The sequence below is a fragment of the Pedobacter nyackensis genome, assembly GCF_900176505.1.
GTDB classification, from domain to species: domain Bacteria; phylum Bacteroidota; class Bacteroidia; order Sphingobacteriales; family Sphingobacteriaceae; genus Pedobacter; species Pedobacter nyackensis.
The window spans coordinates 164269-179171 of sequence record NZ_FWYB01000003.1 but is presented as its reverse complement, the minus strand read 5'-3'; the positions used below and the strand labels follow the sequence as shown (position 1 = coordinate 179171).

The 14903-nt window shown below is 40.3% G+C and carries 15 protein-coding genes; 12 read left to right on the top strand and 3 right to left on the bottom strand.

The genetic code is table 11. The features are described 5' to 3' along the window. Positions 1 to 4 precede the first annotated feature (4 nt). Entirely contained in the window at positions 5 to 931 is a 927-nt protein-coding gene (locus B9A18_RS08880) for a 2-hydroxyacid dehydrogenase (protein WP_084288927.1), read from the bottom strand. 15 nt (positions 932 to 946) lie between these two features. Continuing rightward, positions 947 to 1729 (bottom strand): 16S rRNA (adenine(1518)-N(6)/adenine(1519)-N(6))-dimethyltransferase RsmA, encoded by a 783-nt coding sequence (rsmA, locus tag B9A18_RS08875; RefSeq protein WP_084288926.1) that lies wholly within the window; start codon positions 1727 to 1729, stop codon positions 947 to 949. 99 nt (positions 1730 to 1828) lie between these two features. Here rsmA and pdxA point away from each other — a divergent pair, with 99 nt between their 5' ends. The 12 genes from pdxA to B9A18_RS08815 all read left to right on the top strand — a co-directional run bounded on the left by pdxA (position 1829) and on the right by B9A18_RS08815 (position 14268). Then, positions 1829 to 2908 carry a 4-hydroxythreonine-4-phosphate dehydrogenase PdxA gene (gene pdxA, locus B9A18_RS08870; RefSeq protein WP_084288925.1) on the top strand — a complete coding sequence of 360 codons (1080 nt, stop codon included), beginning with the start codon at positions 1829 to 1831 and terminating at the stop codon, positions 2906 to 2908. A 59-nt stretch (positions 2909 to 2967) separates the two neighbouring features. Continuing rightward, positions 2968 to 3501, top strand: coding sequence for a YceD family protein (locus tag B9A18_RS08865; RefSeq protein WP_084289108.1), 534 nt, complete (start codon positions 2968 to 2970; stop codon positions 3499 to 3501). 21 nt (positions 3502 to 3522) lie between these two features. Continuing rightward, a complete protein-coding gene (gene rpmF / locus B9A18_RS08860) occupies positions 3523 to 3714 on the top strand; it encodes a 50S ribosomal protein L32 (protein ID WP_084288924.1) in 192 nt (63 codons plus the stop codon). A 99-nt stretch (positions 3715 to 3813) separates the two neighbouring features. Beyond that, positions 3814 to 4752 carry a phosphate acyltransferase PlsX gene (gene plsX, locus B9A18_RS08855; protein WP_084288923.1) on the top strand — a complete coding sequence of 313 codons (939 nt, stop codon included), beginning with the start codon at positions 3814 to 3816 and terminating at the stop codon, positions 4750 to 4752. A gap of 11 nt (positions 4753 to 4763) precedes the next feature. Further along, complete coding sequence (locus B9A18_RS08850) at positions 4764 to 5753, top strand: beta-ketoacyl-ACP synthase III (protein WP_084288922.1); 990 nt, start codon at positions 4764 to 4766, stop codon at positions 5751 to 5753. Positions 5754 to 5825: 72 nt separating this feature from the next. Beyond that, positions 5826 to 6302 (top strand): acetyl-CoA carboxylase biotin carboxyl carrier protein, encoded by a 477-nt coding sequence (gene accB, locus B9A18_RS08845; RefSeq protein WP_084288921.1) that lies wholly within the window; start codon positions 5826 to 5828, stop codon positions 6300 to 6302. Between the two features lie 35 nt (positions 6303 to 6337). Continuing rightward, positions 6338 to 7678: an acetyl-CoA carboxylase biotin carboxylase subunit gene (gene accC / locus B9A18_RS08840; RefSeq protein WP_084288920.1), complete on the top strand. Its 1341-nt coding sequence runs from the start codon at positions 6338 to 6340 to the stop codon at positions 7676 to 7678. 105 nt (positions 7679 to 7783) lie between these two features. Further along, positions 7784 to 8677, top strand: a complete 894-nt coding sequence (tatC, locus tag B9A18_RS08835; protein WP_084288919.1) for a twin-arginine translocase subunit TatC — start codon at positions 7784 to 7786, stop codon at positions 8675 to 8677. Between the two features lie 37 nt (positions 8678 to 8714). Further along, entirely contained in the window at positions 8715 to 9155 is a 441-nt protein-coding gene (gene rpiB, locus B9A18_RS08830; RefSeq protein ID WP_084288918.1) for a ribose 5-phosphate isomerase B, read from the top strand. Positions 9156 to 9166: 11 nt separating this feature from the next. Then, on the top strand, positions 9167 to 10759 hold the full coding sequence (locus tag B9A18_RS08825; RefSeq protein ID WP_084288917.1) for a M28 family peptidase: 1593 nt from the start codon (positions 9167 to 9169) through the stop codon (positions 10757 to 10759). Positions 10760 to 10897: 138 nt separating this feature from the next. Next, a complete protein-coding gene (locus B9A18_RS08820; RefSeq protein ID WP_084288916.1) occupies positions 10898 to 12289 on the top strand; it encodes a LutB/LldF family L-lactate oxidation iron-sulfur protein in 1392 nt (463 codons plus the stop codon). A 2-nt stretch (positions 12290 to 12291) separates the two neighbouring features. Then, entirely contained in the window at positions 12292 to 14268 is a 1977-nt protein-coding gene (locus B9A18_RS08815) for an alpha-ketoacid dehydrogenase subunit alpha/beta (RefSeq protein WP_084288915.1), read from the top strand. A gap of 10 nt (positions 14269 to 14278) precedes the next feature. On the opposite strand, the gene B9A18_RS08810 is transcribed toward B9A18_RS08815, so the two are convergent. Next, positions 14279 to 14893 carry a SprT-like domain-containing protein gene (locus B9A18_RS08810; protein WP_235005282.1) on the bottom strand — a complete coding sequence of 205 codons (615 nt, stop codon included), beginning with the start codon at positions 14891 to 14893 and terminating at the stop codon, positions 14279 to 14281. Positions 14894 to 14903 lie beyond the last annotated feature (10 nt).

Genomic DNA, 14903 nt, shown 5'->3' with positions numbered 1-14903 from the left:
GGCCTTATGAGAATTGAATTAATTTATCCACCAAAACTTCTGAAATTTTACGGTACGACTCAAATGTCCAGCCTCCAACGTGTGGAGTTAAGATGATTCTTCCCGATGCCTTAAGGTCATTGTACCAATCCTGACTGCCCAAAGCAGGAAACTTCTCTACCTCCAGTACATCTAATCCAGCGGCAATGATTTTATTATCTTTAATCGCAGATAAAACTGCTTTTGTATTTACAATTTCGCCCCTGGCCGTATTGATAAAAAATATAGGCTTACGGAAATGAAGTAAATATTCCTCATCAACCATTTGCCTTGTTTCTTTTGTTAGCGGTACATGAAGACTAAGCACATCGCTCTGCTTCACAATCTCCTCCATGCTTACCTCTTTGGCGTATTCATCACTAAAACCGGTTTTATATTTATCGTAAGCAATCACATTAACTCCAAAACCCGAAAGTTTTTTAGCAAAGCTTTTGCCCATAAAGCCATAACCAATGATCCCTACAGTGCGTCCCTTCAACTCATAACCACGGTTTCCTTCCCTATCCCATATGCCATTACGTACTTCTACATCTGCATTCCGGAAATTATTCATCAGGCTTAACAATAAACCTATAGCATGTTCGCCAACAGCATCCATATTTCCTTCAGGGGCATTCAACAAAGTTATATTCCTTTGTTTGGCAAAAGCCACATCAATATTATCCAGTCCTGCCCCTGCCCTCGCAATAAACTTAAGGTTCGGCGCAGCTTCCATCAATTCCTGATCTATTTTGAATTTTGTACGAACAGCAATACCAACATAATCCGCAATTGTAGTTAATGTTTGTGCTCTGGTAATTAAAGGCTCATCATGAACTTCATAACCCATTGCAGTGGCACGTTCTTTAAATACAGGATGCAGATCATCAACTATTAATATTTTACCCTTCATGTTCAGTATTTGATGTTATTTAGAAAGTTCTGTAAGGTGCGAAGTCAGTTCAATAAAGTCAGCTACACTTAGCTGCTCAGCACGCTTATCAAAAAACGGATGGGTATCCATTTTATCTTTAGGTACTACACCCGAAAGCGCATTCCTCAATGTTTTTCTCCTTTGGTTAAATCCGGCTTTTACAGTTCGCCAGAACAGCTTTTCATCACAAGGAAGTGTTTCAACATTGTTGCGGCTAAGTCTGATTACCCCCGAGTTTACTTTTGGAGGTGGATTAAATGTACCTGGTTTAACGGTAAACAAATATTCTATATCGTAATAAGCCTGAATCAGTACACTTAGTATTCCGTAATCTTTAGTCCCGGATTTTGAGGCACAGCGCTCTGCAACTTCCTTTTGGAACATCCCCACCATCTCGACAACATTCTGACGATTTTCAAGGATCTTGAACAGGATCTGTGAGGATATGTTGTAAGGAAAATTACCTATAATAGCGTATTTGTCTTTAAAAGTTTCAGAAAGGTCGAGCTTAAGAAAATCTCCATTGATAAGCCTTTTGCCCATTTGAGGATACTTTTCTTTTAAGAAATGATAGGATTCTACGTCAATATCAATCATATAGGTTTCGAGATCCTCACGCTCCAGCAGGAGATCCGACAGGATGCCCATTCCCGGACCAACTTCCAGTACCTGTTTGTACTGATCGGTGTGAATAAGACCGTTTACAATTTTTGCTGCGATTTTTTTATCCGTTAAAAAGTGTTGCCCTAAATGTTTTTTTGCCTTAACCAAACTCATATATTCTCCCTTAAAAGGTACAAAATAACTAAAGTTTTACCAGTATCCGGCTAACATTAAGGTGAAAATCTGTAATTTGCGCCAAATTTCTATTCAGGTATGAGCAATAAAATTAAAATTGGGATTAGCATTGGTGATATAAATGGGATTGGGTTAGAAGTAATCTTAAAAACCTTATCGCATAACAGCATCCTCGACTACTGTACGCCAATAGTTTACGGACATACAAAAGTTGCTTCTTATCATAGAAAGGCTTTGGGTCTGACTGATTTCGTATTTAACGTAATTACTGATCCGGCCAGCGCCAATCCAAAAAAAGCCAACCTGATCAATTGCTGGGAGGAAGATGTGAAAATTGACCTTGGGGTATCAAACGAGACCGGAGGAAAATATGCACTCATCTCACTTCAAAAAGCTACAGATGCACTTTTAAAAGGAGAAATTGACGCCCTGGTTACCGCTCCAATCAATAAGCATAACATCCAATCGGAAACCTTTAAGTTTCCTGGACATACCGAATATTTACAGGAACAAAGTAACAGTGCCGACGTATTGATGTTTATGATTAGTGAAGAAATACGCGTAGGTGTAGTAACAGGACATATTCCTGTTAAAGAAATCTCGCAGAGCATCACTAAAGAAAAAATCGTTAAGAAACTGGTAATGATGAATGAAAGCCTGAAAAAGGATTTCTGGATTGAAAAACCAAAAATTGCGGTATTGGGATTAAATCCTCATGCCGGCGATAATGGCTTATTGGGTAAAGAGGAAGAAGATATTATCACACCAGCCATTCATGAGGCCTTTGATAAAGGAGTTATCTGTTTCGGACCATATCCTGCTGACGGTTTCTTTGGAAAGGGAAGCCACAAACAGTTTGATGCTGTGCTGGCCATGTACCACGACCAGGGATTGATTCCATTCAAGACGATTGCTTTTGGTACAGGGGTAAACTTCTCGGCTGGTTTAAAAATCGTACGTACTTCTCCTGACCATGGAACGGGTTATGATATTGCAGGAAAAAACCTGGCAGACCCTTCTTCGTTTATCGAAGCAGTGTTTGCAGCTACCCACATTGTAAAGAACAGGAGAGAGCAGGAAGAACTATTGAGCAATCAACTAAGAAGCGGTGGTAAAGTTATTGAGACTGCGGCAGATGTGAAAGATGACGCGAATTAAAAAAGATTTGCAACCATTAAAAATAATCTCTACATTTGCGGGCTAAAATTTTGTTACAATTGAAAGCATTAAAACAATTTTCTATACCCTTTACAGGCTTAAAAATTGGCAAACATCAGTTTGATTTTGAGATTGATAGCAGTTTTTTTGACGCCTTTGAATATTCTCTGGTAAAAAAGGGAAAATTAACAGCGGAGGTTGAGCTGGACAAGCAAGAAGCAATGCTGATACTACAAATCCACATTAAAGGGACTATAGTATTGGATTGCGACAAGTGTTTAGCTGAATTTGATGCACCAATAAATATAAAGGAAAGGCAGATTGTAAAATTTGCTGAAGATGAATTAGAGAGCGATGATTTAGAAATCATTGTACTGAGTAAAAAAGAGAGTGAACTAGATGTATCAGCTTTTCTTTACGAGTTCATTACCGTTTCGGTTCCTTATATTAAAATTTGTGAGGAAAATGGTACTGGTCAGAAATGCGACCAGGAAATGATTGCAAGACTGGAAAGTTTAGCAGTAGGATCACAGGAAGAAGAAGAACAACAAAGTGATGACCCAAGGTGGGCAGCATTAAAGAAATTAAAATAATAATATTTAAATAAATCAACAATGGCACATCCAAAACGCAAGATTTCTAAGAGCAGAAGAGATAAGAGAAGAACTCACTATAAAGCAGAAGCTCCTTCTTTAGCTACTTGTCAAACAACAGGTGCGATACACATTCCTCACCGCGCTTACAACGTTGATGGTAACTTGTACTACAACGGTAAATTGGTTATTGAAAACACCTCAATAGGTTAATTTTCTTGAAAAATAGTTTGTGTTTTAAGGCCACTAAAGTTTAACTTAGAGCCTTTAAAAAAAGGCGATTTTGCCTCGTACACAAACTGATTTTTTACTATGAGAATAGGTCTCGATATAATGGGCGGAGACTATGCTCCTAAAGCAAATGTTTTAGGAGCAATAGCGGCTCATCCATTGTTATCTTCGGATGAGCAAATAGTGCTTATTGGAGATACCCAGCAAATTAAGCCCATCCTATCTGAAAACGGATTTAATCCGGATCACTTTGAGTATGTTCATACCGAAGAGGTGATTGGTATGGGCGAACATCCCACTAAGGCTATTGTTCAAAAGCCTAATTCCAGTATATCTATTGGATTCAATTTACTTAAAGAAGGTAAACTTGATTCGTTTGCAAGTGCAGGTAATTCGGGCGCAATGCTTGTTGGCGCTGTTTTTAGCGTTAAAACCATTCCCGGTATTATCAGGCCATGTTTAACTACTTTTCTTCCTAAACTAAGCGGAGGCATAGGATTAATGCTTGATGTTGGCGCTAATGCCGACTGCAAGCCTGATACTTTACTTCAATTTGGTATTTTGGGAAGTTTGTACGCTGAATATGTGATGCAGATAGAGAACCCTAAAGTTGCCTTGATGAATATTGGCGAGGAAGATGAAAAAGGTGATATGCTTAGCCTGGCTACTTTCCCCTTAATGAAGGATACTAATCTTTTCAATTTTGTCGGTAATGTGGAAGGAAGGGATTTGTTTAACGATAAAGCCGATGTAATTGTTTGCGACGGTTTTACGGGAAATGTGATGCTTAAACTTGCTGAGTCTTTTTATGTACTGACTAAAAAAAGAGGGTTAAAGGACGAATTCTTTGACCGCTTTAATTATGAAAATTACGGAGGTAGTCCTGTTTTAGGTGTAAACGCCCCTGTAGTAATTGGCCATGGCATTTCGAGCCCGTTGGCTGTTAAAAACATGATCCTGCAATCCAGGGACATGATTACAACCGGCTTGGTTGGAAAAATACAAGCCGCATTTAAATAATTTTAATTAAAATGAGTAAAATTCACGCTGCGATTACAGCTGTTCATGGTTATGTACCTGATTACGTAATGACCAACAAAGAGCTTGAATCAATTGTAGACACTACCGATGAATGGATTACATCCAGAACAGGTATCAAAGAGCGAAGAATATTAAAAGGTGAAGGCTTAGGTACTTCAGACATGGCAGTTCATGCTGTGAATGGCTTACTTGAAAAACGTGGAATCAGCGCTGAAGAAATTGAGCTGATTATTTTCTGTACTACCACTCCGGATATGCCTTTCCCTGCATCTGCGAATATTCTGGCAGATAAAATTGGTGCTAAAAATGCCTGGGGCTATGACCTTCAGGCTGCTTGTTCAGGCTTTATTTATGGCTTGTCGACAGGTGCACAATTCATAGAATCCGGTAAGCATAAAAAAGTTTTAGTTGTTGGTGGCGATAAAATGTCGTCAATCATCAATTATCAGGATCGCACAACCTGCATCATTTTTGGTGATGGTTGCGGTGCCGTTTTACTTGAGCCTAATGAAGAAGGTTTGGGAATAATGGATTCTATTTTAAAAAGCGACGGCGCAGGAAAACAATATTTACATCAAAAAGCTGGTGGTTCTGCAAGACCGGCAACACATGAAACCATAGATAACAACGAGCATGTTGTTTATCAGGAAGGGCAAGCAGTATTCAAATTTGCCGTAACCAATATGGCCGATGTTGCTGCTGAGATTATGGATCGCAACAGTCTTACTTCGGATGATGTAACCTGGTTGGTACCACATCAGGCTAACAAACGCATTATTGATGCTACGGCATCGAGAATGGGCGTTGGTTCTGAAAAAGTAATGATCAACATACAGCGTTATGGAAACACGACCAATGGTACAATTCCGTTATGCCTATGGGAGTGGGAAAATCAACTTAAAAAAGGCGACAATATCATATTGGCTGCTTTTGGAGGTGGCTTTACATGGGGGTCCGTTTATTTAAAATGGGCCTACTAATTTTATAAAATAAATAATCTTAACTTAGATAGTTCTAAAGACGTACTATTTTTTCTAAATAACACCTAAAAAATGGATATTAAACAAATTCAGGAACTTATTAAATTTGTTTCTCGTTCGGGCGTAAATGAAGTAGCTATTGAGCAGGAAGACTTCAAAATCACAATCAAAACCAATCAGGCACCTACTTATGTTCAGGCGACTGTACCGGCTCAGATTGCTCCTGCTGTAGCACCAGCTCCTGCTGCCCAGCAATTGGCTGCCCCTACAGAAACTAAAGCATCTGCACCTGTTGAAGAGACTTCAAAGTACATCACTATTAAATCACCTATGATCGGTACATTCTATCGTTCTGCGAGCCCGGATAAACCTTCTTTCGTAAATGTTGGCGATGAGGTTACAACCGGAAAAGTGATCTGCATCATTGAAGCTATGAAACTTTTCAATGAAATTGAAAGTGAAGTTTCAGGTAAAATTGTGAAAGTCCTTGTTGATAATGCATCACCAGTGGAGTACGACCAACCTTTATTTTTAGTAGAACCGATGTAATATTTGCTTAAAGCAAATTACACTATATAAAATATATGTTTAAGAAAATATTAATTGCCAACAGGGGCGAGATTGCTTTACGCATTATCCGCACCTGTAAAGAAATGGGCATCAAAACCGTAGCGGTTTACTCTACTGCCGACAGAGAGAGTTTACACGTACGCTTCGCAGATGAAGCCGTTTGTATTGGGCCTCCGCCAAGTAAGGATTCTTACCTGAGCATTCCAAATATTATCTCTGCAGCTGAATTAACAAATGCAGATGCGATACACCCTGGTTACGGATTCTTATCTGAAAACGCTAAGTTTTCGTCAGTTTGTCGTGATTACGGAATTAAGTTCATTGGAGCAACTCCTGAGCAGATCAACTCTATGGGCGATAAAGCATCGGCTAAAGAGACCATGAAAAAAGCAGGTGTTCCTACTATTCCGGGTTCTCAAGGTTTGGTTGAAAATATAAAAGACGGAATTGTAACTGCTAACGAAATTGGCTATCCTGTTATACTAAAAGCTACTGCCGGTGGTGGTGGTCGCGGAATGCGCGTAGTATGGAAAGATGAAGACTTCGAAAATGCATGGGATAGCGCAAGACAAGAGTCGGGTGCGGCCTTTGGTAACGATGGTCTTTACCTTGAAAAATACATTGAAGATCCACGCCACATTGAGATCCAGATTATCGGCGACCAATATGGTAAAGCTTGTCACTTATCTGAGCGTGATTGCTCTATTCAACGCAGGCATCAAAAATTGGTAGAGGAAGCTCCTTCGCCATTTATGACTCCTGAACTGCGTGAAAGAATGGGTGAAGCAGCTATTAAAGGTGCCATCGCTGTACAGTACGAAGGTGCGGGAACTATCGAGTTTTTGGTAGACAAACACCGCAATTTCTATTTTATGGAAATGAACACCCGTATTCAGGTAGAGCATCCGGTAACTGAAGAAGTAATCAACTACGATTTGATCAAAGAACAAATCAAAGTAGCTTCGGGAGTTCCAATTTCAGGAAAAAACTACTTACCTGATATGCACGCTATCGAATGCAGAATCAATGCTGAAGATCCATTTAACAACTTCAGACCTTCACCAGGTAAAATAACAAACTTCCACTCTCCAGGTGGTCATGGTGTAAGGGTTGATACGCACGTTTATGCAGGTTATCAGATTCCTTCAAACTACGATTCAATGATCGCTAAGCTAATTTGTGTGGCACAAACACGTGAAGAAGCTATCAGCACCATGGAACGTGCATTAAGCGAATTTGTAATCGAAGGTGTTAAAACAACAATTCCTTTCCACTTAAAATTAATGAAAGACCCCAACTTCAGAGCAGGTAATTTTACCACTAAATTTATGGAGACTTTCGAATTTTCGGAATAAGAATCCCTCACAATAAGTATACAGTTGAAAAACTATTTGCTAGATTTAAAGCCTGAATACCATTCTCAATAAAAGAATGGTATTTTTGTTTTACAAATAACCTACATGAGCAGTAATAAAAAGCGTGACCTGATTGGGGCCATAAAAGAAAAAGGAAAAACAATAGAAGCGGAAATGTCTTTCTTTGACCATATAGATGTGCTTAGAAAACATCTATTGCGGGCGTTATTGGTAGTTGTGATATTTACAATAGGTGCATTTTGGTTTTCAGATTTCATTTTTAATGAACTGATCATGGGCCCTAAAAACCCTGATTTCTGGACCTACAGAATGATGTGTAAGATGGCTGCGGCATGGCCAAGTATGATCAGCTCAGATCTTTGTATCACCCATATTGATGCGAAGATTATCAATACAGAAATGGCCGGACAATTTACCCTGCAAATCAATGCCTGCGTGATGGTCGGTATTATCTTAGGTATTCCATACATATTATTTGAATTGTGGCTGTTCATTAAACCTGCATTACATGAGAATGAACGTAAGTCAGCAAGTAGCTTCGTAACGTTTGCCTCCGTCCTTTTCTTCATAGGGATCATGTTTGGCTATTATATTGTTTGTCCCCTATCCGTTAACTTTCTAACCAATTTTACGGTAAGTCCGGATATTGAAAATACCTTTACCATCACCTCTTATTTATCTTCTGTAGCCACATTAACAATTGGTTCTGGTATTATTTTCCAATTGCCGGTTGTCATCTACATTTTATCGAAATTTGGTATCATGACGCCTGCATTCATGCGCTCCAGCAGAAGATATGCAGCAGTTGTCATTTTGATCGTTGCAGCGGTTGTAACACCTACTGCAGATGTGATGACGATGCTTGTTGTTGCCTTACCACTATTTGTATTATACGAACTAAGTATCTTTATATCGGCTAACATCGAACGCAAGAGAAATAAAGAGCTCCGTGGTGTATCTACAATCAACAGAAAATAAAACCTCTTATTTTATTACTCATAAACTAACTAAAAAAATGTCAACAGATACCAAACTTAAAATTGCTATTGGCGCGGATCATGCCGGCTTTGAATACAAGGAACTCCTAAAATCATTTTTAAGTGATTATGAGGTAACAGATTTTGGCACTTACTCTGCCGACTCGGTTGATTATCCTGACTTTGCACATCCTGTAGCTGAAGCTGTAGAAACCGAAGCCTGTGATTTTGGCGTACTGGTTTGCGGAAGCGCCAATGGTGTAGCGATAACGGCCAATAAACACCAAAAAATTCGGGCTGCAATTTGTTGGGAAAAGGAAATAGCGGAGTTGGCAAGGTTACATAACAATGCTAATGTAATCTGTATCCCTGCAAGATTCGTAACAGAAAACCTGGCTAAAGAAATGGTAACTGCATTTCTGAATACGGCTTTTGAAGGTGGCAGACATCAGGGTAGAGTAAATAAAATGTCTTGCTAAAAACCCTAAATATGAAAAGACAATTTTTATATACCAGTCTGGTCCTCCTTATGGGTTGCACGGCTGTGGCACAAAATAGAGACGCCATTAAATTCAGTCAAAGCATCACCAAAGATCACGCATACAAACATCTTTCTGTTTTGGCCTCTGATGAATATGAGGGTAGAAATACAGGTAAAAAAGGTGGATGGATGGCCGCTGATTATATAAAAGCTCACTTTAAAAGTATCGGCTTAAAAGGTCCTGTAAAGGGAGATTATTTTCAGCCTATCGATATGGTTAACTACGGAACTTCACAGATCCTGACCATTGAAGGACAACCAGCTGAGCCTTTAAAAGATTTTTATATCATGCCCAGTACCGTATCAGAGAAAGGATTTGCTTTCAATACCGGTAGTGTTTTATTTGCGGGATATGGATTGAACAAAGAAGGATACAATGACTATGAAGGCTTAAATCTGGGAGGAAAAACTGTGATGATTTTCAGAGCAGGAGATCCTTCAGCTGCATCGGCCGGCAAAAATAATGGTGGAAACATCAATAATAAAATCAAATATCTATCGGATAATAAAGTACAGGCTGTAATTGTAATTGACCCTACAATTGATGCCATGCCTGATAATTTAAAAAACTATTTGCAATCAGAGCAAATGGTGATGAAAACCAAAGAAAACCTTGACCGTATGGCCGGTCCGCAAGGCACCCCCGTGATTTATGTTGGAACAACTACAGCGAATCAAATACTTAAAGCCTCAAAAAATACAATTGATGCTCTAAAAAAGAAAATTGCTGAAACGGGAAAACCTGCTTCCCAGGACATAACTGTTGCTCTAACGGCCAGTGCAAAGAAAACAGAGGCAAAAGTAAGAGCTGAAAATGTATTAGGTTTCCTTGAAGGTTCCGATCCGAAGCTGAAAAATGAAGTTTTGGTTATTACTGCTCACTACGACCATATCGGCATCACGCCTGATGTAAAAGGTGATGACAAGATTAACAATGGTGCAGATGATGATGGTTCTGGGACCACAGGTGTATTGATGATAGCTGATGCTTTTGCTAAAGCTAAAAAAGCAGGAAAAGGACCAAAAAGAAGTATCTTGTTTATGACCGTAACAGGTGAAGAAAAAGGATTACTTGGATCTGAATGGTACTCCGAATATCCGATCTTCCCCTTGGCAAATACCATTACCAATTTAAATATCGACATGATTGGCCGTGGTGATAAGGACCATGCGGCTGACAATAATTTTGTTTATATCATTGGTTCTGATATGCTGAGCAGCGACCTGGATCGTATTGGTAAAAAGGCGAATAAAGATTATGTAAAAATGAGCCTCGATGAGCGCTACAACAACCGTACAGATCCGAATCGTTTTTATTACCGTTCCGATCATTACAATTTTGCCAAACATGGTATCCCTGTTATTTTTTACTTCAATGGGGTTCATGATGATTATCACCAGCCTGGTGATGAGATCAGCAAAATTGACTTCCCAATGCTGGCAAAAAGAGCGAAACTGGTTTACTTTACTGCCTGGGAATTAGCAAATGCGGCGAAACGACCGGTCGTTGATAAAAACGAAGACGGTACCAGAAAAAATTAAATAGTATTACATTTCAAAACCTGCCCTACCCGGCAGGTTTTTTTATACGTTAAACTCTGATAGAGCGTTAGTCGTAAACAAAGCGTAATATAAATTTGGCATGCGAGGCTTAAACTTAATTATTTTTATATTTGGAAGATGATGAAGGTATCTGAGGAATTTTTGGTTAAGGCTGATGAGAAGGCCTTTGATTTGGGGCATCGCGAAACGATTAATCACAATATTGGCAAGTACAATACTGCGGTTGAGCGGGGCTTATCTAAATTCGAGAACCTGGAGAACTCCAAAAAGAAAGCTCATGTCATAAAATGGCGCGTGATGGAAAATCTGGATAAGTTTTTACCAGAGTTTGAATCAAACTTCCAACGCAGAGGAGGAAAAGTGATATGGGCGAACAATACGGAAGAAGCGCAGAAAGAAATCCTGAACATCATCAACAAAAGTGGCGGAAAGACGGTGATTAAATCGAAATCCATGACCACTGAAGAAATACATCTCAACGACTTTCTTGGAGAACATGGTATAGAATCATTGGAGAGTGACCTGGGTGAATATATTGTTCAACTACTTGGACAACCACCTTACCATATTGTAACTCCTGCAATGCACTTGAATAAAGAGGATATTGCCAAGCTTTTCCATGAAAAATTTGGTACACCTTTAGATTATACGCCGGAACAGCTTACTCAAAAAGCGCGTGAGTTATTAAGAGAAAAATACCTCAATGCAGATATAGGTATTAGTGGAGGAAACTTCCTGATTGCTGATACCGGGAGTATTGCATTAACAGAAAACGAAGGAAATGCAAGACTTTGTACAACCTTCCCAAAAATTCATATCGCTATTGTGGGCATCGAAAAGATCATCCCTTCCATGGCAGACCTTGACTTGTTCTGGCCGCTGCTTGCCAGTCATGGTACCGGACAAAACTTAACCGTATACAATACAATATTAAGTGGTCCGAGACGTGGGGAAGAAACGGACGGTCCAGAAGAAATGTACGTGATATTGCTCGACAACGGCCGTACCAATTTGCTAGCGCAAAAAGATCAGCGTCAGGGGCTGTACTGTATCAGATGTGGAGCTTGCCTGAATGCTTGTCCGGTTTACAAAAACATTGGCGGTCATACTTACAATACGACTTACAGCGGCCCGATTGGTTCCATCATCACCCCTCACCTAAAAGGGATGAAGGACTTTAAGCACTTAAGCTATGCATCCAGCTTATGCGGAAAATGCTCGGAAGTTTGTCCGGTTAAAATAGACATTCACAAGATGCTGCTGTTAAACAGAAGAGACGCCGCGGCAACCCATCAAAATACCAAATCAGAAGAGATTGGCTGGAAAATCTGGAAAACCAGTATGCAAAAAAGATCCAGAATGGATCGCTTTGGCGGGAAGCTCAAAAACTTCTTCCTCAAATTTTTGTTTAAAAAGATGTGGGGCAAGTACCGCGAAATGCCGGAAGTAGCGCCCAAGTCTTTCGCCAAACAATGGGAAGAAAAAAATAAAGGCGCCAAAGACCAATAAACATGATCTTCGACAGAAAGGATAAGGATAACACCACACTGCTAAACCTTTATAAAAGGTTGCTCTACCCAAGAATGGTAGAGGAAAAGATGCTTATCCTTCTCCGTCAGGGTCGAATTGGAAAATGGTTTTCAGGTATAGGACAGGAAGCGATTGCCGTAGGTAGTACACTGGCCATGCACAAAGAGGAATACATTCTTCCGATGCACAGAAATCTGGGAGTTTTCACTTCCAGAGACATTCCTTTAACTAAGTTAATGGCACAGTGGCAAGGTAAAGTTACCGGCTTCACCAAGGGCAGGGATCGCTCCTTCCACTTCGGTACACAAGAACACCGGATCATTGGGATGATCTCTCACCTTGGTCCGCAAATGGCCCTTGCTGATGGTATCGCACTAGCTGATCTGATTGCCAATAAACAACACGCAACACTCGTATTTACCGGCGAAGGTGCCACCAGCGAAGGCGATTTCCATGAAGCCGTTAATGTCGCTGCAGTATGGGATCTGCCGGTCATCTTTTTAATAGAAAACAATGGCTACGGCCTGTCTACTCCAATAAACGAACAGTATAAATGTAATGACCTGGTCGACCGTGCTATTGGCTATGGTATTGAGGGCTTTCAGGTAGATGGAAATAATATCCTTGAAGTCTATGATTTAATCAGCAGCATAGCCAGGAGAATGAGGGAAACGCCAAAACCTGTGTTGATTGAATGTCTTACATTCAGAATGCGCGGACATGAGGAGGCCTCAGGAACAAAATATGTACCCAAGGAACTACTTGAAGAATGGGCAGAGAAAGATCCGGTACGCAATTTTGAGCGGTACCTGATGGAACAACAAATCCTTAGTCAAGAATCAGTTTTAGAGATAAAACGGCATTTTAGAGCAAAAATTGAAAAAGATATTGAAACCGCTTTTAATGAAGCCGAACCTGAAGTTAATACGGATCGGGAGCTCAATGATATGTATTTCCCTTACGCATCACCAGCGGTACATCCGCTTGGTCCCTCAACGGAAATGCGCTACCTCGATGCTATATCAGACGGACTTCGCCTGGCCATGCAAAACCACCCCAATCTGGTATTGATGGGTCAGGATATTGGCGACTACGGAGGTGCTTTTAAAATTACAGATGGCTTTGTACAGGAGTTTGGCAAAGAAAGAGTACGCAACACCCCTATCTGTGAATCAGCAATTGTAGGTGCCGCATTAGGGCTTTCTATTAATGGGTTTAAAGCAATGATGGAAATGCAGTTTGCCGATTTCGTTACCTGCGGCTTCAATCAAATTGTAAACAACCTGGCCAAAACCCATTACAGATGGGGAGAAAAAGCAGATGTTGTAGTACGTATGCCTACAGGTGCAGGTACTAGTGCAGGCCCATTTCATTCGCAAAGCAATGAAGCCTGGTTTACCAAAACTCCCGGCTTGAAAGTAGTATACCCCGCTTTCCCGACTGATGCAAAAGGTCTTTTACTGGCATCCTTTCAAGACCCCAATCCTGTTATCTATTTCGAACATAAATACCTGTATAGAAGTTTATCAGGACCAGTTCCTGAAGGATATTATACCGTAGAAATTGGCAAAGCGAATGTTTTACAGCAAGGTGAGCAATGTTGCATCATCACTTATGGATTAGGCGTTCACTGGGCACTGGCGTATTTGAATGAAAATCCTGCGATATCTGCTACTTTAGTGGATTTACGAAGTCTGCAACCATGGGATAGAGAAGCTGTCGCCAACGCCGTTAAAACAACAGGCAGAGTGCTTATTTTACATGAAGACACCCTGAGCTCCGGATTTGGCGCCGAACTGGCGGCCTGGATCGCTGAACATTGCTTTGAAGACCTTGATGCTCCGGTAATGCGTTGCGCCAGTAGTGATACTGCAATTCCAATGAGTAAAGCTTTAGAAGAAGATTTCCTGGCAAAAAGTAGACTTGCTGATACCATTAAACGGCTGCTAGCTTATTAGTAAGCTATAATTATGTACCAGTGGCCTCCAGGGTTACCTCTGCAAGTGGATTAAACAAGTAGACATTTCCATTATCCAAACAAACGCAACGGTAGCGTTTCCTCAGCTTTTCGCCCTTTTTAAACTGGCGTCCATCTTTAATGGTAAATACTGCGTGTAAAGGCAATTCCTCCAATCTGGAAGCATCCACTAGCTCGTCGTATTTCTTTAAAGCGCGGGATAGTTTTAAGTCTGTACAGCTGGCAGCAGAAGGATTACTTAAATAGCTAATGATGGCTTTCTCCACATCTTCCGGAAAAATATGCTGTTCCAGAAAAGGAACCATCATCCGCTTAAAATTATACTTCCACTCATTTCCATGAGGTTTTACTTTATTTTTATGGTCATTCCAGGTAAGCAGGTGTGCAAACTCATGCACGGTAGTAACCAGGAAAGCATAGGCATTGAGATTATTGTTTACAGAGATTTTGTGACCATCCCCTTTATAGGGATGTCTGTAGTCGCCCAGCTTTGTAGCCCTACCTTTAGCGATTTTAAACTCACACTGAAAGTAATCAATCCACTTAGCTATGATCGGTGCCGCATCTGCAGGCATATATTGTGATAAAATATGCTCCTTTTCCACCTTCACAAGA